At 72.6% G+C, this 22,597-nt stretch carries 19 protein-coding genes and 1 pseudogene; 6 read left to right on the top strand and 14 right to left on the bottom strand.

What is annotated here, in order from left to right:
* Positions 1-18: 18 nt before the first annotated feature.
* The 5 genes from CLT75_RS32155 to CLT75_RS32135 all read right to left on the bottom strand — a co-directional run bounded on the left by CLT75_RS32155 (position 19) and on the right by CLT75_RS32135 (position 8,244).
* Positions 19-3,681 carry a SpoIIE family protein phosphatase gene (locus CLT75_RS32155; RefSeq protein ID WP_135243810.1) on the bottom strand — a complete coding sequence of 1,221 codons (3,663 nt, stop codon included), beginning with the start codon at positions 3,679-3,681 and terminating at the stop codon, positions 19-21.
* 207 nt (positions 3,682-3,888) lie between these two features.
* Positions 3,889-4,608 (bottom strand): gamma-glutamyl-gamma-aminobutyrate hydrolase family protein, encoded by a 720-nt coding sequence (locus CLT75_RS32150; protein ID WP_135243809.1) that lies wholly within the window; start codon positions 4,606-4,608, stop codon positions 3,889-3,891.
* Positions 4,605-5,372, bottom strand: a complete 768-nt coding sequence (locus tag CLT75_RS32145; RefSeq protein ID WP_135243808.1) for a 3-oxoacyl-ACP reductase — start codon at positions 5,370-5,372, stop codon at positions 4,605-4,607. The genes CLT75_RS32150 and CLT75_RS32145 overlap by 4 nt, the downstream gene beginning before the upstream one ends.
* A gap of 5 nt (positions 5,373-5,377) precedes the next feature.
* Positions 5,378-6,733 carry an aldehyde dehydrogenase family protein gene (locus tag CLT75_RS32140; RefSeq protein ID WP_135243807.1) on the bottom strand — a complete coding sequence of 452 codons (1,356 nt, stop codon included), beginning with the start codon at positions 6,731-6,733 and terminating at the stop codon, positions 5,378-5,380.
* A 146-nt stretch (positions 6,734-6,879) separates the two neighbouring features.
* A complete protein-coding gene (locus tag CLT75_RS32135; protein ID WP_135243806.1) occupies positions 6,880-8,244 on the bottom strand; it encodes a glutamine synthetase family protein in 1,365 nt (454 codons plus the stop codon).
* 86 nt (positions 8,245-8,330) lie between these two features.
* Between CLT75_RS32135 and CLT75_RS32130 the strand changes: the two are divergent.
* Positions 8,331-9,493, top strand: a pseudogene (locus tag CLT75_RS32130) (PQQ-dependent sugar dehydrogenase).
* Between the two features lie 31 nt (positions 9,494-9,524).
* Here CLT75_RS32130 and CLT75_RS32125 read toward each other — a convergent pair.
* Positions 9,525-9,773: a flavin reductase gene (locus CLT75_RS32125; protein ID WP_135243805.1), complete on the bottom strand. Its 249-nt coding sequence runs from the start codon at positions 9,771-9,773 to the stop codon at positions 9,525-9,527.
* Entirely contained in the window at positions 9,773-10,066 is a 294-nt protein-coding gene (locus CLT75_RS32120) for a hypothetical protein (protein ID WP_486485317.1), read from the bottom strand. The genes CLT75_RS32125 and CLT75_RS32120 overlap by 1 nt, the downstream gene beginning before the upstream one ends.
* 407 nt (positions 10,067-10,473) lie before the next feature.
* Here CLT75_RS32120 and CLT75_RS32110 point away from each other — a divergent pair, with 407 nt between their 5' ends.
* Both CLT75_RS32110 and CLT75_RS32105 read left to right on the top strand, forming a co-directional pair.
* Positions 10,474-11,274 (top strand): Scr1 family TA system antitoxin-like transcriptional regulator, encoded by an 801-nt coding sequence (locus CLT75_RS32110; RefSeq protein ID WP_135243803.1) that lies wholly within the window; start codon positions 10,474-10,476, stop codon positions 11,272-11,274.
* Positions 11,265-11,459, top strand: coding sequence for a DUF397 domain-containing protein (locus CLT75_RS32105; RefSeq protein ID WP_135243802.1), 195 nt, complete (start codon positions 11,265-11,267; stop codon positions 11,457-11,459). The genes CLT75_RS32110 and CLT75_RS32105 overlap by 10 nt, the downstream gene beginning before the upstream one ends.
* A gap of 39 nt (positions 11,460-11,498) precedes the next feature.
* Here the strand turns inward: CLT75_RS32105 and CLT75_RS32100 are convergent, their stop codons facing one another.
* From CLT75_RS32100 to pcaF, 7 genes are all read right to left on the bottom strand, one after another.
* Positions 11,499-11,876 carry a nuclear transport factor 2 family protein gene (locus tag CLT75_RS32100; RefSeq protein WP_135243801.1) on the bottom strand — a complete coding sequence of 126 codons (378 nt, stop codon included), beginning with the start codon at positions 11,874-11,876 and terminating at the stop codon, positions 11,499-11,501.
* A gap of 29 nt (positions 11,877-11,905) precedes the next feature.
* Positions 11,906-13,480 (bottom strand): amino acid permease, encoded by a 1,575-nt coding sequence (locus CLT75_RS32095; protein WP_135243800.1) that lies wholly within the window; start codon positions 13,478-13,480, stop codon positions 11,906-11,908.
* Positions 13,481-13,741: 261 nt separating this feature from the next.
* A complete protein-coding gene (locus CLT75_RS32090; RefSeq protein WP_135243799.1) occupies positions 13,742-14,488 on the bottom strand; it encodes an MBL fold metallo-hydrolase in 747 nt (248 codons plus the stop codon).
* Between the two features lie 47 nt (positions 14,489-14,535).
* On the bottom strand, positions 14,536-15,036 hold the full coding sequence (locus CLT75_RS32085) for a DUF456 domain-containing protein (protein WP_135243798.1): 501 nt from the start codon (positions 15,034-15,036) through the stop codon (positions 14,536-14,538).
* Between the two features lie 86 nt (positions 15,037-15,122).
* Positions 15,123-17,273, bottom strand: a complete 2,151-nt coding sequence (locus CLT75_RS32080; RefSeq protein ID WP_135243797.1) for an EAL domain-containing protein — start codon at positions 17,271-17,273, stop codon at positions 15,123-15,125.
* 4 nt (positions 17,274-17,277) lie between these two features.
* A complete protein-coding gene (locus CLT75_RS32075; protein WP_135243796.1) occupies positions 17,278-18,096 on the bottom strand; it encodes an SAM-dependent methyltransferase in 819 nt (272 codons plus the stop codon).
* Between the two features lie 116 nt (positions 18,097-18,212).
* The gene (gene pcaF, locus CLT75_RS32070; RefSeq protein ID WP_135243795.1) at positions 18,213-19,418 is read right to left on the bottom strand and encodes a 3-oxoadipyl-CoA thiolase; all 1,206 of its coding nucleotides are present in this window, start codon (positions 19,416-19,418) and stop codon (positions 18,213-18,215) included.
* Between the two features lie 98 nt (positions 19,419-19,516).
* Here pcaF and CLT75_RS32065 point away from each other — a divergent pair, with 98 nt between their 5' ends.
* The 3 genes from CLT75_RS32065 to CLT75_RS32055 all read left to right on the top strand — a co-directional run bounded on the left by CLT75_RS32065 (position 19,517) and on the right by CLT75_RS32055 (position 22,560).
* Positions 19,517-20,482, top strand: coding sequence for a glutathione S-transferase C-terminal domain-containing protein (locus CLT75_RS32065; protein WP_135243794.1), 966 nt, complete (start codon positions 19,517-19,519; stop codon positions 20,480-20,482).
* Complete coding sequence (locus tag CLT75_RS32060; protein ID WP_135243793.1) at positions 20,475-21,143, top strand: DUF998 domain-containing protein; 669 nt, start codon at positions 20,475-20,477, stop codon at positions 21,141-21,143. Before CLT75_RS32065 ends, CLT75_RS32060 begins: the two co-directional genes overlap by 8 nt.
* Before the next feature lie 136 nt (positions 21,144-21,279).
* Positions 21,280-22,560, top strand: a complete 1,281-nt coding sequence (locus tag CLT75_RS32055) for a dicarboxylate/amino acid:cation symporter (RefSeq protein ID WP_176739839.1) — start codon at positions 21,280-21,282, stop codon at positions 22,558-22,560.
* Positions 22,561-22,597 lie beyond the last annotated feature (37 nt).

Here is a 22,597-nt window from a genome sequence, read left to right as displayed (position 1 = left end):
TGCGCCGCCGCGCCGGTGTCAGTCGGCCAGCCGGCGGCGCAGCGTCAGCTCGGTGCCGTTCGCGGTACGGGTCACGTTCATCTCCCCCAGCGCCTGGATCAGCGCCAGCCCGCGTCCCCGGAAGGTCGACCCGCTCGACTCCCGCCAGCGTCCGCTGTCCCGGATGGTCGCGGTGACCGTACGGTCGGCGATCGTCACCTCGACCTCGATCGTCGGGTCCACCGGGTCGACCGGGTGCTCGATCGCGTTCGCCGCCGCCTCGGAGACCGCCACGGTCAGGTCGAACAGGTCGGTCTCGCCGACGTGGTGGGCGACGAGGAAGTCCTCCAGCCGCTTGCGCAGCACGCTGAGCCGGGTCGGGTCGGCGGGCAGGCGCAGCGCGAACCGGTTCAGCTCGGCCGCCTCCAGCGCGAGCACCGCCACGTCGTCATGCCGGGACCGCTCGGCCACCCGGGCCATGACGGCGTCGACGAGGTCCGCCACGTGCCCGGCGCGCGCCGTCGCGTCGGCCCGCAACTGGCCCAGCCCGGCGTCGATGCCCGCGGACCGGTCCTCGATCAGGCCGTCGGTGTAGAGCAGGAGCCGGTTGCCCGGCGCGAGTTCGCCTTCGGCGGCCGGGTAGACGGCGCCGGGGATCGCACCGATCGGCGGTCCGAGGGCCCGATCGTGCAGGAACGCCACGTCGTCTCCTCGGATCAGCAGGGGTGAGGGATGGCCCGCGCTCGCGTACCGGATCCTGCCCGTGCGCGGGGAGAAGCCGAGGCAGACCACAGTGGCGAAGGAGCCGCTGCCGGCGGAGTGGACCAGCCGGTTGAGCCGGGTCAGCGCCTCACCCGGGTCGTAGCCCTCCAGGACGTACGCCCGCAGCGCGTTGCGGAGCTGGCCCATCGCCGCGGCGGCCCGCACGCCCTTGCCCACCACGTCGCCGATGACCAGCACCAGGTCGTCGTCGGCGGTGGCCATCACGTCGTACCAGTCGCCGCCGACCTCCACGTCCGCGCTGCCGGGCAGGTAGCGGCTGGCGATCACCGCGCCGGGCAACTGCGGCAGCGTACGCGGCAGCAGGCTGTGCTGGAGCGTGGTGGCGATGTGGTGCTCGGCCTCGTAGAGCTGGGCGTTCTCCAGCCGTACGCCGATCAGCCGGGCCAGTCCGGTCAGCGCCGCCTCCTCGGTGCCGCCGCCCTCGCGACGCCACACCCGCAGCTCGCCGAGCTGCTCGCCGGCGGTGCCGGTGAGCGGCAGCACCACGGTCGGCTCGACGGGCAGGTCACCGCCGGCGTCCTCCTCGTGGCGGGCCCCGGTGGCGGTGACCCGGACGCGGCCGGCCTCGGCCAGGCGCAGCGCGTGCCGGGCGGCCACCCGCACCACCTCGGCGGTGGACCGGGCGGTGTTGATCTCCACGGCGGCGTCGGCGAGGGCCCGCAGGCGGCGGATGATCTGCCCGCGCAACTGGCCCAGCTCGACGTTGGCCCGCACCCGGGCCACCAGCTCCTGGCTGGAGAAGGGCTTGGTCAGGTAGTCGTCCGCGCCGGTGGACAGGCCGGCGACCTCCTCGGCGGCGCCGGCCCGCGCGGAGAGCAGCACGATCGGCACGTGCCGGGTCGCCGGTTCGGCGCGCAGCGCGGCGACCAGCCCGAAGCCGTCCAGCCGGGGCATCATCACGTCGGTCAGCACCAGGTCGAACGGGGTCTCGACGGCCAGCCGCAGCGCCTCCACGCCGTCCGGCACGGCCACCACCTCGTACGCCGGGGAGAGCAGCCGGACGACGTGCTCGCGCAGGTCGGGGTTGTCGTCGGCGAACAGGATCCGGCCGGACCCGCCGGGTGAGCCGGACGGCTCCGGCAGCCCGATGGGGCGGGCCACCTCGTCGGTCCAGAGCGCCGTCTCGGCGACGTACAGGCGGGCCTGCTCCGGTTCGCTCAGCGGCACCGGCGACAGGGTGGCCACCCGGTCGGCGGGCAGGTGCGCGTACCCGAAGGGCATGGTCACCGTGAAGGTGGTGCCCCGGTCGACGACGCTGTCCGCGGTCACCGTGCCGCCGTGCATCTCGGCCAGCTCGCGGACCAGGGCGAGCCCGATCCCGGTCCCCTCATGGGTACGGGAGCGGGCGCCGGCCACCCGGTGGAACCGCTCGAAGACCTGCGGCAGTTCCTCCGGCGCGATGCCGACGCCGGTGTCGGTCACCTCCAGGACGGCGGCGCCGTCGGTCGCGCGGACCCGGACCCGGATCTCGCCGTCGAAGGTGAACTTGACCGCGTTCGACACCAGATTGAGGACGATCTTCTCCCACATGTCCCGGTCGACGTAGACCGGCGCGGGCAGCGGCGGGCAGTCCACCACCAGGCGCAGCCCGGCCCGCTCGGTGGCCGAGCGGAAGGTGCTGGCCAGCCGCGAGGTGTAGTCGGACAGGTCGGTGGGCTGGTAGCGGGCGGCCAGCCGGCCGGACTCCAGCCGGGAGAAGTCGAGCACCGTGTTGACCAGCTTGAGCAGGCGCAGCCCGTTGCGGTGCATGACGGTGAGCCGGTCGAGGTACCGCTCGGGCAGCTCCCGGTCGGCGAGCATCTCCTCCAGCGGCCCGAGGACCAGCGTGAGCGGGGTACGGAACTCGTGGCTGACGTTGGCGAAGAAGCTGGTCTTGGCGCGGTCCAGCGCGGCCAGCTCGGCGGCGCGGGCGCGTTCCTGCTCGTACGCCCGCTGCTTGCCCACCGCCCGGGACACCTGCGCGGCGACCAGGTCGGCGAAGTCGCGGTAGTCGTCGGTGAACGGCAGCCGCCGGGACACCCCGAGCAGCAGCGCGCCGGCCGGCTCGTTCGTGGCGGTCAGCGGCAGCAGGAGCGCCTGGTCGGCGGCGTCCGGGGGCACCGCGCCGGGCAGGTCGGCGGTGGCGACCCAGCGCGGTGCGGTCAGCGGCTCGCCGTCGGGCAGCCCGGGCGGCGGGCCGGCGACGGTGTCCGGATCGACGCCTGCGCAGCCCGCCGGCACGAGCGTCCCGGTCTCGTCGTGGAACCAGAGCGCGCTGAACGGCACATCGGCGCGGTGGGCGTCGAGCACCCGGGCGACGGCCCGGCCCAGTCGGCGCATGCTCGGCACGTCGCCCAGCTCGTTGCCCAGCTCGGCCAGGGCCCGCAGCCGGCGCTCGCCGAGTACCCGCCCGGTGGTCTCGTTGACGAAGCAGAAGATCCCGCTGACGGTGCCGTCGACGTCGCGGATCGGGTCGTACGAGACGTCGAAGTAGACGTCCTCCAGGAAGCCGTGCCGGTTCAGCACGAAGGGGTGGTTCTCACCCCGGTAGGGCACGCCCGTGCGGCGCACCCCATCCAGCAGCGGGCCGAGCACGTCCCAGGTCTCGGCCCAGTGCCGGTGCGCGGCCTGCCCGATCACGGCGGGATGCTTGTCGCCGATGGTGGGCCGGTAGGCGTCGTTGTAGAAGGCCAGGTGCTGCTCGCCCCAGAACACCACCATCTGGGCGCGGGACGACAGCATGGTGCTCATCGCGTGGCTGAGCGCGGCGGGCCAGCGGTCCGGGGTGCCGAGCGGGGTGGCGGGCCAGTCGAAGGCGCGCAGCCGCTCGCCCATCTCGCCGCCGGCCGCGAACGCCGCGGCGAGCAGCGGCGACAGTGACGCCTCGCCGGCCGCCGGGGACGAACGACTGTCGCCCCCGCCCCCCTGGGCCGAGCCCATGCAGCCTCCCGCTCCGGCCATGATCACGACGGTCGGCGCTGTCACGCCGACCGTCCCCGCCTACTACCCCGACGGACGAGCAACGTAACGCACCCGTACCGTTCGACGCTGCTTACCTCCGTGTCATCCTGGCGTAACCGACGCTCCGGGGCGACTCGGGCGGCCCTCGCCGGGTCGGCGGGACCGTCGATTCGGCTGTCCGCGCACCTACGAAACGCGGGTGTGTGATCTGGCCGACATCGCGGCCCTGACCAGCGCGGCCACCGGCCGCGGGTCCGGCTCGTTCTCCGGATGCCACTGCACCCCGAGCACGAAGCGCCGCGCCGGATCCTCCACCGCCTCGACCACCCCGTCGTCGGCCCAGCCGGTCACCGCCAGGCCGCCGGGGTCGGCCACCGCCTGATGGTGGTACGAGTTGACCCGGTCCACCCCGGCCATCACCTCGGCGGTCCGGCTGCCGGCGGCGAAGCGCACCGGATGCGACCCGTAGACGCCCGGCGCGGGACGGTGCCCGTCGTGCCCGACCACGTCCGGCAGGTGCTGGTGCAGCAGGCCGCCGTACGCCACCGCCAGCAGTTGCATGCCCCGGCACACGCCCAGCACCGGCAGGTCGGCGGCGAGCGCGGCGGTCAGCAGCGTCGTCTCCCCGGCGTCGCGCTCCGGCCGGCTCTCGGTACGCGGGTCCGGCGGCTCGCCGTACCGCTCCGGGCCGACGTCCGCGCCGCCGGCCAGCAGCAGCCCGTCCAGCAGCCCCAGCACGTCCGCGTCGGCGTCGTCAGGGGGCAGCACCACGGCCCGGCCGCCCGCCGCGGTGACCGCCTGGACGTACGCGTGCGGCACGAGCGTCGCCGGCACGTCCCGCCACACCGCCCAGCCGGCCGGCTCGACGTACGCGGTGATGCCGATGACCGGCCTTCTCGCGCTCACAGTGGGGTGACGTACGCGCCGGTGATCCCGCCGTCGACGACGAACTGCGCGGCGGTCATGAACGAGGCGTCGTCGCTGGCGAGGAACGCCACCGCGGCGGCGATCTCGGTCGGATCGCCGAACCGGCCCATCGGCACGTGCACCAGCCGCCGGGCCGCCCGCTCCGGGTCCTTGGCGAACAGCTCCAGCAGCAGCGGCGTCGCCACCGGCCCGGGGCACAGCGCGTTGACCCGGATGCCCTCGCGGGCGAACTGCACGCCCAGCTCCCGGGTCATCGCCAGCACGCCGCCCTTGCTCGCCGTGTACGCGATCTGCGACGTCGCCGCGCCCATCAGCGCCACGAACGAGGCGGTGTTGATGATCGAGCCCTTGCCCTGCCGGCGCATGTGCGGGATGACGTACTTACAGCACAGGTACACGCTCGTCGTGTTGACCCGCAGCACCCGTTCCCAGGCGTCCAGGCCGGTCTCCAGGATCGAGTCGTCGTCCGGCGGCGAGATGCCCGCGTTGTGGAACGACACGTCCACCCGGCCGTGCCGCTGCACCACCCCGTCGAACAGGTCGCGCACCGCCGTCTCGTCGGCCACGTCGGCGGCGACGAACTCGCCGCCCACCTCCTGGGCGGCCCGGGTGCCGGCGTCGGCGTCGATGTCCACGCACACCACCCGGGCGCCCTCGGCGGCGAAACGCCGTACGGTGGCCAGCCCGATGCCGCTGCCCGCGCCGGTCACGACCGCCACCCGGTCGGAAAGCCGTCCCTGCACTGTGATCACTCCTCGGTGCCGATGAACACGTTCTTGACGTCGGTGAAGGCGTGCAGCGCGTCCGGACCCAGCTCCCGGCCCAGGCCGGAACGCTTCATCCCGCCGAACGGGGTCCAGTAGCGCACCGAGGAGTGCGAGTTGACGCTGAGGTTGCCCGAGTCGACGGCGCGGGCCACCCGCACCGCCCGCCCGACGTCCCGGGTCCAGATCGAGCCGGAGAGCCCGTACTCGGTGTCGTTGGCGAGCCGGATCGCGTCCGCCTCGTCGTCGAACGGCAGCACCGAGACGACCGGGCCGAAGACCTCCTCCCGCCAGTGCCGATCGGCCGGGGAGCCGGCGAGCAGCACCGTCGGGGCGTACCAGAATCCGGGGCCGTCGGGGCACGCGCCGGTGAAGGCCACGTCCGCCCCGTCGACGTACCCGGCGACCCGGTCCCGGTGCGCGGCGGAGATCAGCGGGCCCATCTCGGCCGTGTCCAGGCCCGGGTCCTCCACCCGCACCGCCCGTACGGCCGGTTCGAGCAGTTCGAGGAAGCGGTCGTACGCCTGGCGCTGGACCAGGATCCGGGAGCGGGCGCAGCAGTCCTGGCCGGCGTTGTCGAAGACGGCGTACGGCGCGGTCGCAGCCGCCTTCTCCAGGTCCGCGTCGGCGAACACGATGTTGGCCGACTTGCCGCCCAGCTCCAGCGTCACCCGCTTCACCTGGGCCGCGCAGCCGGCCATGATCCGGGTGCCGACCTCGGTCGAACCGGTGAAGCAGATCTTGCGGACCGCCGGGTGGGTGACGAACCGTTCGCCGACCACGCTGCCCTGGCCGGGCAGCACGGTGAACACGCCGTCGGGCAGGCCGGCGTCGCGGGCCAGGTCGGCCAGGCGCAGCGCGGTGAGCGGGGTCAGCTCGGCCGGCTTCAGCACCACCGTGTTGCCGGCGGCGAGCGCCGGGGCGAATCCCCAGCCGGCGATCGGCATCGGGAAGTTCCACGGCACGATCACGCCGACCACGCCCAGCGGCTCGTGGAACGTGACGTCGAGCCCGCCGGGCACCGGGATCTGGTGGCCGGTCAGCCGTTCCGGCGCGCCCGCGTAGTAGTCGAGCACGTCGCGGACGTTGCCCGCCTCCCAGCGGGCGTTGCCGATGGTGTGCCCGGCGTTGCGTACCTCCAGGAGAGCCAGCTCCTCGAGATGGGCGTCGACCTGGGCGGCGAACCGCCGCAGCAGCCGCCCCCGATCCCCCGGCGCCACCCGACGCCACGTCTCGAACGCGGCGGAAGCCCGCGCGACAGCCGCATCCACGTCCTCAACGGAGCACCCCGGAACAACCCCGATCCCCGCCCCGTCAACAGGCGAGATCACCTCACCCACGCGTCCCCCTCCCTCTCACCTCGGCGATCTTGCAGTTGCTGCCCCGACGAAAGCCGCATAACGCCCTCCACGGGGGCCGCAAGTGCAAGATCGCGGGGGCGAGGGAGGGCGCGAGGGCGAGGGAGGGGGAGGGGGAGGGGGCGGGGTCAGAGGCGTTCGAAGCCACGGGTCAGCTCCCAGTCGGTCACCGCGGCGTCGAAAGCGGTCAGCTCGACCTTCGCCTGGTTGGCGTAGTGGGCGGCCACCTCGTCGCCGAACGCCTCCCGGGCCACCTCCGAGCGCTGCCACAGGTCCAGCGCGTCACGCAACGTGGTGGGCACCCGCTCGGCGTCCGGGTCGTCGTACGCGTTGCCGGTGCACTCGTCCGCCAGCTCCAGTTCGTTCTCGATGCCGTGCACCGCCCCGGCCACCAGCGCGGCGATCGCCAGGTACGGGTTGACGTCGGCCCCCGGCACCCGGTTCTCCACCCGCATCCCCTGCCCGTGCCCGACCAGCCGCAGCGCACAGGTGCGGTTGTCGGTGCCCCAGCGCAGCGCGGTCGGCGCGAACGAGCCGGGCTGGTAGCGCTTGTACGAGTTGATGTTCGGCGCGAAGAACAGGCTGAACTCGCGCATGGTGGCGAGCAGCCCGGCCAGCACCCGCTGCCCGGTGACGCTCAGGTGCGCCGGTCCGTCCCCCAGCATCGCCGACGAGCCGGAGGCGTCGCGCAGCGAGAAGTGGATGTGGCAGGAGTTGCCCTCCCGCTCGTTCGGCTTCGCCATGAAGGTGATCGCCATACCCTCCTGGGCGGCGATCTCCTTCGCGCCGTTCTTGTAGATGACGTGGTGGTCGGCGCAGCGCACCGCCTCGTCGTACCGGAAGGCGATCTCGTGCTGGCCGAGGTTGCACTCGCCCTTCGCGCTCTCCGGGGTGAGCCCGGCGCCGGCCATCTCGGTGCGGATACGGCGCAGCAGCGGCTCGACCCGGGCGGTGCCGAGCAGCGAATAGTCCACGTTGTACTGGTTGGCGGGGGTCAGGTCGCGGTAGCCGCGCCGCCACGCCTCCTCGTACGAGTCGCGGTAGAGCACGAACTCCAGTTCGGTGCCGGCGTACGCGGTCAGCCCGTGCGCGGCCAGCCGGTCGAGCTGCTTGCGCAGGATCTGCCGGGGTGAGGCGACGACCGGGCCGGAGCCGTCCAGCCACTCCAGGTCGGCCAGCAGCAGCGCGGACCCGGGCTGCCAGGGCGTCCGGCGCAGCGTGTCCAGGTCGGGGCGCATGGCGAGGTCGCCGTAGCCGCGTTCCCAGCTCGACATCGCGTACCCGTCGACGGTGTTCATGTCGACGTCCACGGCGAGCAGGTAGTTGCAGCCCTCGCTGCCGTGCGTGACCACCTGGTCGAGGAAGTAGGGCGCGTGGAACCGCTTGCCCTGCAGGCGGCCCTGCATGTCGGTGAGCGCGAGCACCACCGTGTCGATCTCACCCTCGGTGACGGCGACCCGCAACTGTTCCAGCGAGAGCGGCGTTGGTTTCATCAGGGGCCTCCATCACCAAGGTCTACTGGCAAACCGGATCACCGTCAATGCCCCGGCGAGGCCGGGTGCGAAACCGGGGAGTGCACATGCGCCGTCGTACCGTCGCGGTCGTCGCCGCCGTCCTCGCGATCGTGCTGGCCGCGACCGACGCCCACGCCGGCAACCGGCCCACCGGCCGCCCGGCCGCGGACGGCCCGGACCTGCCGGTCCCCGCCGACGCGCACCAGCGCCCGGTCGCGCTCGACCTGCGCGCCGGCTGGTCCGGCTACGACCTGACCCGCCCTCGCGTCGTCGCGACCGGGCTGGAGGCGCCGTGGGGGCTGGCCTTCCTGCCCGACGGCAGCGCCCTGGTCGCGCAGCGGGACCAGGGCACGATCCTGCGCGTACGCCCGGGTCGCCCGGCCCGGCAGGTGGCCCGGATCGCCGACGTGGCCGCGGGCGGCGAGGCGGGCCTGCTCGGGCTCGCGGTCTCCCCCGGTACCGCCGCGACAGGTGGGTCTACGCCGCCTACACCACCGCTGCCGACATCCGGATCGTCCGGTTCCGCCTCGGCTCGTCCCAGCCACCGCAGGTGCTGGTGAGCGGCATCGCCCGCAGCGCGGTCCACGACGGCGGCCGGATCGCGTTCGGCCCCGACGGCATGCTCTACGCCGGAATCGGCGACGCCGGGGTGTCCGCCCGCGCGCAGGATCTGACCAGCCGAAACGGCAAGATCCTGCGGATCCGCCCGGACGGCGGCGTGCCGGCCGGCAACCCGTTCCCCGGCTCACTCGTCTACAGCTACGGCCACCGCAACGTGCAGGGCCTCGCCTGGGACCGGCAGGGGCGGCTGTTCGCCACCGAGTTCGGGCAGAGCACCTGGGACGAGGTGAACCGGATCGTGCCCGGCGGCAACTACGGCTGGCCGATCGTCGAGGGCGTCGCCGGTGATCCCCGGTACCGCGACCCGGTCGTCGTCTGGCCGCCCGCGCAGGCGTCCCCGAGCGGCGCCGCGTTCGCCAGGGGCACGCTCTACGTCGCCGCGCTGCGCGGCGCCCGGCTCTGGGCGGTGCCCGTCGACGCCGCCGGCCGCGTCGGCGTACCGGTGGCGGAGCTGGTCGGCACGTACGGCCGCCTGCGTACCGTCGAGGTCGCGCCGGACGGCGCGCTCTGGGTGGCGACCAGCAACCGCGACGGCCGCGGCACCCCGGCGGCCGGCGACGACCGCATCCTCCGCTTCCCGCTCACCCACCGCCGCCCCACGATCTGACCCCTTCGGTACGCGGACAGCCCACCCCGCGTCAGCCACGAACCCGCGCCCAGGCCAGGAAACGGCGGTGCAGGTCCGGCGCGTGGTCGGGATTCAAGCGGGCGAGTTGTTCCCGCGCCTCGGTCATCAGCCCGCCGAGATAGAGCAGCAGCGCGGTGCGGTCCTCCCGGTACTCGACGAGCAGCGACAGCCGGGCCGGCTGGCAGGGCCACTCCGCCCCGCAGTTGCGGCACCGCCAGAGCGGGCGCACAGGCAGGTGCGGAACCACGCGCCGGCCCATCACCGCAGCCTTCGAGCGATTGCACGAGCCTCGTCGTCGCTGAGCGGAAGGAACCAGAAGAACCGCCGGACGATCTCGGGCGGTTCCGGCCCCTCGACTCGGCCACGCAGATCCCGGATCGCGCCGCGCACGAGGAACGCCATCATTCGGATGAGCGCTGCCGGATCGAGCTGATCACGCGGAATGCGTCGCAGGGCGGGACACGGCCACGGCTCCTGACAGCGCTCGCATACCCAGTCCGGCTGGTACCCGACGTGCCCGATGGCGCTGAGCACACCGACCAGGGCCGTCACCAACGGCCCCCGTTCGCCCGCCACTCCTGCGCCGGCGTCAGACGCCCCGGGCTGCCTGGGCGAACCGTGGGGAACGGCCGGGTCGGTTCACGCATCCAGGCCGGCAGATTGCCGCCGGGTTCGCGCTTCGGCAGGGTGGGCAGCTCGCGGGTACGGCACCGGAACCATCGGACACGCATATCGGCCTCCTCGTTGATGGAGGGGACCGCCCGGCATCGTCGGGACCGGGCGGCCCCGGGCTGGAATCCGCCCGTGCTCGCCTGCGACGAGCGGATCCGCTTGCGTGACAGTCTGGTGAGGACACCACTACGGTCGGAAGGCATCGAGCCTGGTCACGGCGCACCAGTGAAGTACCGGCACCGCCGGCAGATGTCGAATGAAATTCACGCACGGACTGTGGAGGAACTGTGGAGGAACAGACAGCAGAGTTGATCCGTGCGCAGCTCCGCCGACTACGGAACGTTGCCGGTCTCAATCAGGAGGAATTCGGCCGGCTGGTCCACTACTCCCCGTCAATGGTGTCCGCCGTCGAAACCGGCAGCCGTCCGTACGACCGGCTCTTCTTGGCTCGTGCCGACGAGGTGCTGAACTCCGGCGGCCTGCTCGTGTCCCTGCTCAAGATGGCCGAACGCGAGGGCTTGCCGTCCTGGCTTAGACCATGGCTCGATGCCGAACGCAACGCTCGCCAGCTCCGGTGCTTCCACCCGACTCTCATTCCAGCCCTGCTCCAGACGGAGAACTACGCCCGAGCGGTGATTCGCTGTGACGACCTACTCAGCGACGCCGACGTGGAGAGCCGCGTGGCAGCCCGCATGGATCGCCAGGAAGTCCTGCGGCAGCCATCTCCGCCCCAGCTCATCGCTGTACTCGACGAGGGAATGCTGCACCGCCGCGAAGAGAGCTTCCGCGGCCTGATGGCTCAGCAGATCGAGCACCTGGTCGTCTGTGCCGAGCGCCCGCACATCAGTATCCACGTGCTTCCACTACAGGTCGGGCTGCACATCGGCTTGTCCGGTCCGTTCACTCTGGCGAGAGGCGCGGAGGGTGGCTGGGTCGCCAGCATGGAATGCCAGCTCACCACGAGCGTGATCGACGGCGACGCCGACGTGGCTACGCTTCAGTCGAGATGGGAGATGATCCGGAGTGAAGCTTTGCCCCGCCGGCAGTCTCTCGAGCTTCTGAAAGAGGTGGAGACGTCATGGATCTGAGCGGCGCGACCTGGCGAAAGGCGACCCGGAGCGGCAACACCGACTGCGTCGAGGTGGCCGACAACCTGCCGGGAGTGGTGCTGGTGCGCGACAGCAAGAACCGCGACGGCGGCACCCTCCACGTCACGCCGTCTTCGTGGCGGTCCTTCCTCGCATTGGCCAAGCAGATCGGTCCTGCGATCTGACCGACGAGCCATCGCCAAGGTCGCCGGACGGCCCGGCGCTCACATCGGCTGGACCCAGGCCGCTCGCCACTGCGGGGACGGGTCCTGGCCGAGGGCGGTCCAGTACTCCCGGCCGTCGATGATCCGCCCGTCGCGCACGGTCCAGAACGACGCGACCCGGTGCACGCCCATCCCCTCGTGCGGCACCTCCACCTCGGACACCACAGTGTCGCCCGACGCCACCACCCGCAGCACCCGGATCGACCAGCCCTCCGGGTACTCGGCGTTGACCTTCACGTAGTTGTCGCGGCCCACGATCCGCTCGGCGCTGACCGGCCACTCGACGACCACGTCGTCGGCCAGCAGGTCGCCGACGCCGGCCCAGTCCCGGGCCTGCATGCGATCCCACAACGCGCGTACCACCGCTTCCGAGTCCATGGCCGGATGATGGCAGGACCCACCGACAGCTACGACGGCTCGGCGGGCTCGGGTTCGGCTTCGGCCTGGTCGACGGTGCGGCGCGGGCCGGTGAACCACTTGCGGGCCGAGGCGTACCACCAGATCGCGACGCCGAGCAGCACGCCACCGATCGCTATCGGCGCGTAGTTCACCGCCGTCCAGCTGAAGTCGGGGTTGCCTGGCACACCGGCCGGGACGATCGGCAGCACGAAGTAGACCGAGATGACGGCGATCTCGACCACCGCGATCCAGCCGAGCAGCTTGTAGCGGCGGCCGAGCGTCCACGGGCCCGGGGTGAACCGGTCGCCCATCCGCAGCCGCAGGAAGATCGGGATGATGAAGGACAGGTACAGCCCGATCACCGCGACCGACACCACCGCGTAGAACGCGACCGGGATGCCGCCGCGCTGGTAGAGCGCGGGCAGCGTGAGCACCAGCCCGGCCAGCGTCGCGCCGATGATGGCGTTCACCGGCGTGCCGTTGCGGTTCACCTTCGACCAGAGTTTCCAGCCGGGCACCGCGCGGTCCCGGCTGAACGCGTACGCCATCCGCGACATCGACGTCACGCAGCTCATGCCGCAGAAGAACTGCCCGATGGTGGAGATGATGATGACGGCCTTGAAGAAGAACGGCGTCAGCGCGCTCTCGAAGATCGCCCCGGAGAAGCCGCCCGCCTCGTTTATGGCGTCCACGTCGGTGGCCGCGAACAGGAACGCCAGCAGCAGGATCCAGCCGCCCACCGCCGAGTAGAAGATCGACCGCCACAGTCCCTGCGCGGCGGCCTTGGACGCGCCCCGGGTCTCCTCGGAGACGTGCGCGCAGGCGTCGAAGCCGGTGATCGTGTACTGCGTGAGCAGGAAGCCCAGCGGCAGCACGTAGAACCAGAACGCCAGCCCGCCGGTGTCGCCGTCACCGAAGCCGGAGTTGTTGAACCGCTCGGTGAACACGAACTGGAAGCTCTGGTGGTTGTCCGGGACCAGGACCAGGATCAGCACCACGGCGGCCGCGCCGGCGACGTGCCACCAGACCGAGACGTTCTGGAGTACGTCGATGATCCGGTGCCCGTAGATGTTGATCAGCCCGTGCAGCGCGAGGATCACCACGAACAGCCCGAACGTCTGGTGCCCGGTGCCGGCCCAGCCGTCGAACAGCGCCGACAGCGTCAGGTTGAGGAACGTGGCGCAGCCGTAGTCGACAGACGCGGTCACCGCGACCAGCCCGATCAGGTTGAGCCAGCCGGTGAACCAGCCGTGCACCGGCCGGCCCATCGTCGCCGCCCACCAGTAGATCCCGCCCGCTGTCGGGTACGCCGACACCAGCTCGGCCAGGCAGAAGCCGATGATCAGGATGAACAGCGAGATCAGCGGCCAGCCCCAGGAGATCGCCACCGGGCCGCCGTTGTTCCACGCCTGGCCGAACGTGGTGAAGCAGCCGGCCAGGATCGAGATGATGGAGAACGAGATCGCGAAGTTGGAGAAGCCGCTCCACTTGCGGCGCAGCTCCTGCTTGTAGCCGAGTTCGGCGAGTCGTCGGGCGTCGTCGTCCATCGGCTGCTCGGCGGTCGGCGCGGGCGTCGTGGCCACTGCACACCTCCTCGAGGCGATGCTCGTGCGAGTGCTCGCAGTGTGCTCCCGGCCGATCAAGGCGGTCAATACGTACCCCGGTAATTGCGTTGTCGCCCGGTCCCACCCGGGGCATCATTGTGGGCGTGACCAGGCCCGACCCGACGGGCCGGCACCGGGCGCTCGGCAACGCCCGGTCCGCGGCGGCGCGCGGCGTCCACCTCTCTCTCACTGAAGTACGGTGATCGGCCGTACCCTCCGGACGCCCCGCGCCGCCGCTCCCTACCGGCCGACGGTCACCGTCAGCCCGGGCGCGGCCACCTCCACCGGTCCGGCGAACCCGCGCCGTACGGCGGCCAGCGCCTCCCGCGGCTCCGTCCCCGGCCACAGATGGGTGAGCAGCAGGCGCCGCACCCCGGCCTCGGCGGCGTACCGGCCGACCTCGACGGCGCTGGACAGGTTGCCCTCGTGCCGCTGCGGGATGTCGTCCGGATAGGTCGCCTCCGCGATCAGCAGGTCCGCGTCGCGGGCCAGCTCCACCAGCGCCGGGCTGGGTCCGGTGTCCCCGGTGTAGGCGAGCACCAGGCCCGCCGCCGAGAACCGGGCGCCGGCGTTCGGCACCCAGTGCGGCAACGCGAACGTCCGCACCTCGTACGGCCCCAGACGCAGCATCTCCCCCGGGGTGAACCCGGTCAGCCGGTACCCGGGTTCGAGCAGGCCCGGCTCGTCGATCGCTAGCAGTCCGGCCAGGCTGCCCGTGGGGGCGTACACCGGCAGGGGCGGCCCGGACCGGTTCGCGAGCACCCGGGCGCGGATCAGCGGTTGCAGGTCCGCGCAGTGGTCGGGGTGGCCGTGGCTGACGTAGACGGCGTCGACGTGCTCCGCCCTCGTGAGTGCCAGCAACGGTTGCAGCGTCGCGTAGCCGGGGTCGATCAGCAGCCGGAAGCCGTCGTGTTCGACGAGGAAGCCGGCGCAGGGCTGGTGGGCGGTGGGGTAGGCGCCGAGGCCGCCCAGGACGGTTGTCCGCATCCGGTCGACCGTACCGGTGAGGTGGCCGCCGGGTGGCCCGGCGACGGTCAGACGAACAGCAGCCCCGCGACCCACAGCGCGGCGATCATCAGGCCGGCGGTGAACTCCAGGACCATCGACAGCCCGGCCGCCTTGAGCGCCTGCACCGTGGCCGGCCAGGCGAGCCGGGTGTCGCCGAGCCGCAGCCGCTCGGCGCCGAAGATGCCGCCGACGAAGCCGATCGGCAGCCCGATCACCGGAATCACGAAGAACCCGACCAAGCCGAGCAGCCCGCCCGCCAGCAGCGAGGTGGTGGGCACGCCGGTCCGCTTCAGGTTGCGCCCCGGCCAGAGGTACTTGAGCACGGTGCCGCCGGCGGCGATCGCCGTGGCGGCGGCAAGCACCGCCCAGCGGCCCGGTCCGGCGTCGCCGAACAGCGTCCACACCAGTACGCCGCCCCAGCACAGCGGCAGCGCCGGCAACCCGGGCACCACCACCCCGGCCAGGCCGGCGACGATCGCCAGCGCGGCGACCACCGACACCACGGCCTGCGAATCGGTGAGGCTCACCGGTTCTCCCTTCCTCGCCTGCCGCGTACGCGGGAGGTGTCAAGCGGGGCCCCTCCTCTACCGGAGGCGTTGAGAGGGGCCCTTCCTTACCCGCCCAGGCGGGCGCGGATGCCGTCGGCGGGCATGGGGGCGCCGAACAGCCGGCCCTGCCCGGTGTCGCAGCGCAGCGCGCGCAGCCGTTCGGCCTGCACCTCGGTCTCCACCGCCTCGGCCGTCACCGACAGCTCCAGCGCGTGCGCCAGCCGGACCAGCGCGTCCACGATCCGCTCGTCCCGGTGGTCGGCGACCACGTCCCCGCCGTCACCCTTTATCCCCTCGACGAACGGGCCGGCCAGCTTCACGCAGTGGATCGGCAGCCGCCGCAGGTACGCCAGGTTCGAGTAGCCGGTGCCGAAGTCGTCGATGGCCAGCCGCAGCCCGAGTCCGGCGAGCTGGTGCAGCGTCCGCAGCGGCTCGCCGGCGCTGCCCATCACGGCGCTCTCGGTCAGTTCCAGCTGCAACAGCTCGGCCGGCAGGCCGGTGTGCTGCAACGCCTCCGCCACCGTCTCCACGATGGCCGGGTCGTCGGCCTGCCGGGCGGCCAGGTTGACGCTGACCACCGGCGTGGTGTCCGGGTACGCGCGCCGCCACGACTCGGCGTCGCGGCACGCCTGACGCAGCACCCAGGCGCCGAGCCGGACGATCAGGCCGGTCTCCTCGGCCAGCCCGATGAACCGGTCCGGCCCGATGAGTCCCAGCTCCGGGTGCTGCCAGCGCACCAGCGCCTCGACCGCCACCATCGTGCCGTCCAGCAGCGACACGATCGGCTGGTAGTGCAGCACGAACTCGCCCCGGTCCAGCGCGGCGGGCAGATTCGCGGCAAGCGCGGACCGGGCGATGTCGGCGGCGCTGCGCTCCGGGTCGTACACCGCCCAGCGGCCCCGGCCCTCCGCCTTGGCCCAGTAGAGCGTGGTGTCGGCGGCCTTCATCAGGTCACCGACGCTCGTCTCCGCCGCCGGGCACTCCACGATGCCGATACTCGCCGACACGGCGAGCTGCTGGTCGCCGACGTGCACCGGCGCGGACACCGCGGCCAGGGCCAGCTCGGCGACCTCCACCGCGTCGTCGATGCCGCCGTCGGAGTCGACCAGGATGACGAACTCGTCGCCGCCCATCCGGGCCACCAGGTGGCCGCGCCCGGCCACGCAGTCGCTCAGCCGGCGGGCGATCACCTTGAGCAGCCGGTCGCCCAGGTCGTGCCCGAGGCTGTCGTTCACCGCCTTGAAGCCGTCCAGGTCGATGAAGCACAGCCCGACGCGCTGCTCCGGGCCGGCGCCGTCGAAGACGTCACCGAGCTTCTCGAAGAACAGCGTGCGGTTGGGCAGGCCGGTCAGCGGGTCGTGCAGCGCCTGGAAACGCAGCCGCTGCTGCAACTCGTACCGCTGGGTGATGTCCTCCACCATGGCGACGGTGAACCGGGGCCGGCCGTCGTCGTGCCGGATCAGCGAGACCGCGAGGTCGGTCCAGACCACGCTGCCGTCCTTGCGGTAGTAGCGCTTCTCCACCCGCGCGCTGTCCCGCTTGCCCTCGATCAGCTCCTGGTACAGCTCCCACATCCCGGCCGCGTCGTCGGGGTGGAACAACGCCGACACGTTCATCCGCCGCATCTCCGCGACGGCGTAGCCGAGCATGTCCGCGAACGACTGGTTGACCTCGATGATCTGCCCGTCCACGCCGGCGATGCCGATGCCGATGGCGGCGCCGGTGAAGACCGCCCGGAAACGCGCCTCGCTGTCCCGCAGCGCCTGCTCGACGGTGTCCCGGGCCTGCCACGCGGACCGGGCGATCCGCTCCTGCTGGCTGAAGACCCGGTCGCGCAGCGCGCGGGCGAACCCGGCGGCGAACGCGCCCTGGAGCAGCGCGACCCGCTCGCGCAGCTCCGGCGACTCCGTCCGCGACGGCAGCACCCAGGGCAGGAACCGGTCACCGAGCGCCTGCACCGACCAGTCGAGCACGCCCGGCTCGGTGAGGTGCGCCTGCACCAGGGCACGCCCCACCTCCTCCGCGGGACGGGCGGAGAAGGTGGGGGCGAGCAGGGCCTCGCCGAGCCGCTCGGTGAGCGGCACCAGCAGGCGCTCGGTCTCGGCCGCGCTCAGCGGCACGAACCCGATGCGGCGCACCGCGCGAGCCCACTCGGCGGCGTACGCGGCGGCGCCGGGCCGGCTGACGTCTCCCCCGTCGCTGTCCGGGGCGCGCATGGGCTCAGCCGGCTGCGCGGTCGTGCCGGGCAACGCCGCCGAAGGCCCCGAACCGCTCCGGGTGCTCGTCCACGTCCGACGGGGATTCGGGCCGCCACAGCGGCATGTGCACCACGCCCGGTTCGAGGATCGTCCAGTCACCGAAGAATCCGGTGATCTCGGCCCGCGAGCGCAGCGTGATCTCGGTGGCGGTACGCGCCGACAGCCGCTGCGCGTCCAGCATCTCCTGCGGCTGGTCCTCGAACGTGGAGTGGGAGATGACGAGGTAGCTGCCGGGCGCGGCGGCGGCGCGCAGCGTGGCCAGGATGTCGGCCGGGCGGTCGGCGTCGGGCACGAAGTGCACCACACCGGCGAGCAGGATGCCCAGCGGCCGGTCGAAGTCGATCAGGCCGCTGGCGCGGGCGTGGTCCAGGATCAGCTTCGGCTCGCGCAGGTCGGCCAGGACCGCGGTGGCCCGGTCGTTGCCGGCGAGCAGTTCGTGGCTGTGCGCCACGGCGACCGGGTCGATGTCGACGTACACGATGCGGGCGTCCGGGTCGGCCGCCTGGGCGACCTCGTGCACGTTGCCGACGGTGGGGATGCCGGAGCCGATGTCGAGGAACTGGTCGATGCCGGCGTCGAGCAGCACCCGTACGGCCCGGCGCAGGAACTCCCGCCCGGAGCGCATGGTGGCGGCCAGGTTCGGCGTCATGGCCGCGATCTGTTCGGCGAGCTGCCGGTCGATCTCGAAGTTGTGCGCCCCACCGAGGAAGTAGTCGTAGACCCGGGCGGCGCTCGGCCGGCTCAGGTCGATCTCGGTGGGCAGGCTCTCCGGCGTCTGCATCGCTCGGTCCCCCAGGTCGTCGTCCGCCGTCGATGGCGGATCATGTGGTCCAGACCACTCTAGGCCGGTACGGCCGGGTTCGGGAGATCCACTGGAGGCGATGCCGCCGGCCCGGTTCAGTCGGCCGATTCCAGCAGCAGCGAGATGCCCTGGCCGACGCCGATGCACATGGTGGCGAGCGCCCGCCGGCCACCCCGCCGGCGCAGTTCCAGCGCGGCGGTCAACGCCAGCCGGGCGCCGCTGGCGCCGAGCGGGTGACCCAGCGCGATGGCCCCGCCGCCGGGGTTGACGTGCTCGGCGTCCTCCGGCAGGCCCAGCTCGCGCAGCACCGCGACGGACTGCGCGGCGAACGCCTCGTTCAGCTCGATCACGTCCACGTCGGTGAGCGACAGGCCCGTCCGGTCGAGCAGCTTGCGGGTCGCCGGGACCGGGCCGATGCCCATGATCCGTGGCGGTACGCCTGCGGACGCGGCGCCGCGTACCCGGGCCAGCGGGGTGAGGCCGTAGCGTTCGACGGCGGCCGCGGAGGCGACGAGCAGCGCGACGGCGCCGTCGTTGACGCCGGACGAGTTGCCGGCGGTCACAGTGCCGCCCTCGCGGAACGGGGTGGGCAGCGCGGCGAGCTTCTCCAGCGACGTCTCGCGCGGGTGCTCGTCGGCCTCGACCAGCTTCGTCTCGCGCTTGCCGGCGGGCACCGTCACCGGGACGATCTCCTCGGCCAGCCGGCCGTCGGCCTGCGCCTTGGCGGCCCGCTGCTGCGACCGGTACGCGAAGGCGTCCTGCGCGGCCCGGTCCACGCCGAACTCGGCTGCCACGTTCTCGGCCGTCTCCGGCATCGAGTCGATGCCCCAGCCCTTGCGCATCAGCGGATTGACCAGCCGCCAGCCGATCGTGGTGTCGTACACCTCGGCGGTGCGGGCGAACGGCGTGGCCGCCTTCGGCATGACGAACGGCGCCCGGCTCATGCTCTCCACGCCGCCGGCCACCACCAGGTCGGCCTCACCGGCGACGATCGCGCGGGCGGCGGACGCGAGCGCGTCCAGGCCGGAGCCGCAGAGCCGGTTGACGGTGCTGCCCGGCACCTCCACCGGCAGGCCGCCGAGCAGCGCGGCCATCCGGGCCACGTTGCGGTTGTCCTCGCCGGCCTGGTTGGCGCAGCCCAGGATCACGTCGTCGGTGCGGGCCCAGTCGACAGACGGGTGGCGGGCCACCAGCTCGCGGACGACGTGCGCGGCCAGGTCGTCGGGGCGGACCCCGGCCAGGGCGCCGGCGTACCGGCCGATCGGGGTGCGGACTCCGGCAACGAGATAGGCCACTGTCATCGCGCGTACGTCCTTCGGGGGTGGGAAGGGGTCGGTCGGCGGGTCGCGGGGGTACCCGGCGCCAGGATATCCGTGACCGGAGCGGATAGGTTTGCCGCATGTCCGGGGCCCAGTTCAGCGCAGAGACCAGCGGCGGCGGCGCGTTCGTCCGCCAGCCCAACCGGTTCACCGGCCGGGTCACCCCGCACTCCACATCAGCCGAGGGCGGCGGGCCGGACGAGCAGGGACGCTGGCCGCTGGAGGCGGGCCGCTACCGGCTGATCTGGTGCCGGGCCTGCCCGTGGGCGCACCGGGCCCGGATCGTGCGCGGCCTGCTCGGGCTGGACGAGGTGATCTCGCTGGGCACCGTCGACCCGATCCGGGACGAGCGGGGCTGGCGGTTCGCGCTCGACCCGGACGGCTTCGACCCGGTGCTCGGCATCGGCTTCCTGTCCGAGGCGTACCTGTCCACCGACAGGGACTACACCGGCCGGGTGACGGTGCCGGCGCTCGTGGACACGCTCACCGGACGGGTCGTGACGAACGACTATCCGCAGCTCACGCTGGACTTCTCGACCGAGTGGCGACGGTTCCACGCGCCGGACGCCCCGGATCTCTACCCGGTCGAGCTGCGCCCGGAGATGGACGCGCTGATGGCGGAGATCCACCGGGACGTCAACAACGGCGTCTACCGGTGCGGCTTCGCCACCTCGCAGGAGGCGTACGACGAGGCGTTCACCGCGCTGTTCGCCCGCCTGGACGCGCTGAGCGAGCGGCTGGCCGGGCGGCGCTACCTGATGGGCGACGCGATCACCGAGGCGGACGTGCGCCTGTTCACCACGTTGGTGCGCTTCGACGTGGCGTACCACGGCCACTTCAAGTGCAACCAGCGCAAGCTCACCGAGATGCCGGTGCTGTGGGCGTACGCGCGGGACCTGTTCCAGACGCCGGGCTTCGGCGAGACGGTGGACTTCGACCACATCAAGCGGCACTACTACGCCACCCACGACATGATCAACCCGACCCGGATCGTGCCGCTGGGGCCGGATCTGTCCGGCTGGACCACCCCGCACGGACGTGGCTGAGGACACAGCCCGCCGGATCGCCGCCGCGTTCGCCACCGTCTGCCTGGCCGCCGGCGCGGCAGCGGTGACTGTCGCGGTGATCGCCGGTCCGGGTCCCGGACCCATCGCGTACGTGAGTGAGGCGGGCATCACCGACAGCGGGTACGCCGGGGCGTACCGGATCGGGATCTTCTCGGTGGCCGCGTCGCTGCTGCTGCTCGCCGGGGCGCTGCCGCCGGGGGTGCGCGCGGCGGCCGGGCTGCTCGGCGTCGGCGCGGTCGCCACGGTGCTCTCCGGCGCCGTCACGTGCAGCGAGGGCTGCCCGCTGCCGCCGTTCGAGGCGACAACGGTGGCCGACCTGGTGCACGGCGGGGCCAGCATCGCGGCGACCGCCGCTGTGGTGCTCGCCATGCTCGTACTGCTGTTCTCCCCGGCCGCGGACCAGGGGCTGCGGCGGATCGCCGCGGTCGGCGCGGCGGTGGCGCTGCCGGTGGCCGCCGTAGTAGCGGCGGCGCTGCTGCTGGTCGGGCGCAGCGCGCTGCTCGGGGTGTCGGAGCGGGTGCTGCTGGTCGTGGTCGCCGCCTGGGGACTGGTCACCTCCGGCTACCTGGCTGTAAGGAGCCTCACCGGCGACGGTCCTTCCGTTCCGGCCCGGGGCGGGAGTAACGTGTCGCGACGATGACCAATGTCTGGTGCCTCACCGAGCGCCTGTACGTCGATCTGCGACGGCAGGCCAGCGGCGTCTGTCCGGCGTAGCTCCACGCCCCGACGCCCGCCTTCCCTCTCCAGACCTTGGATTCGTCCTCATGACCTCCGCCCTGCGCAGAATCCCCTTCTCCGTCCAGATCCTGCTCGGCCTCGTGCTCGGCGTGGCGCTCGGTTTCCTCGCCCGCGCCGCCGACCTCGCCTGGCTGACCAGCACGCTCGACACCGTCGGCGGCCTCTTCGTCCAGCTCCTCAAGCTCGCCGTGCCGCCGCTGGTCTTCACCGCCATCGTGGTCAGCGTGGTGAGCCTGCGCGGCGTCGCCAACGCCGCCCGGCTCGCCGTCAAGACGCTGCTCTGGTTCGGCGTCACCGCGCTCATCGCGGTGAGCATCGGCATCGGCATCGGCCTGCTCACCGACCCCGGCCGGGGCGTCAACCTGGACCCGGCCGGCGCCACCGCGCCGAAGACCACCGGCTCCTGGATCGACTTCCTCACCGGCATCGTCCCGACCAACCCGGTCGGCGCGTTCGTCGAGGGCAACGTCCTGCAGATCGTCTTCCTCGCCCTGGTGGTGGGCGCCGCCGCGCTGCTGGTCGGCGACGCCGCCGAACCGTTCGTGGCGCTCAACCGCTCGCTGCTGTCGATCGTGCAGAAGGCGCTCTGGTGGGTCATCCGGCTCGCCCCGATCGGCACGCTCGGCCTGATCGGCAACGCCGTCGCCTCGTACGGCTGGGACCTGCTCGCCCCGCTCGCGAAGTTCACCACCGCCGTCTACGTCGGCTGCGCGCTGGTGCTGTTCGTGGTCTACCCGGTGCTGCTCGCGGTGGCCGGCAAGCTCAACCCGCTGCGCTTCTTCGCCGGCGCCTGGCCCGCCATCGAGCTGGCGTTCGTCTCCCGCTCCTCGGTGGGCACCATGCCGGTGACCCAGCGCTCGGTCGAGCGCCTCGGCGTCCCCCGCGAGTACGCCTCCTTCGCGGTGCCGTTCGGCGCCACCACGAAGATGGACGGCTGCGCCGCCATCTACCCGGCGCTCGCCGCGATCTTCGTGGCGCAGGTGTTCGGCGTGAACCTGGGCGTCACCGACTACCTGCTGATCGCGTTCGTCTCGGTGGTCGGCTCGGCCGCCACCGCCGGCCTGACCGGCGCGATCGTCATGCTGACGCTGACCCTGAGCACGCTGGGCCTGCCGCTGGCCGGGGCCGGTCTGCTGCTGGCCATCGACCCGATCCTGGACATGATCCGTACCGCCACGAACGTGGCCGGGCAGGCAGTGGTGCCGACCATCGTGGCCGCCCGGGAGGGCACGCTCGACCGGGCCGCGTACGACTCGGCCGGCAAGCGCGACCTGATCGAGCCCGCCGAGACCGAGCGGCTCGACCCCGTACCCGCCTGATCCACACCTCTTCGGGTGCGTCCCTCGAAACGGGGCG

Source organism: Micromonospora sp. CNZ285, from assembly GCF_004637285.1.
Note: the sequence above shows the minus strand (reverse complement) of the source record. Positions and strands in the feature narration are given on the sequence as shown.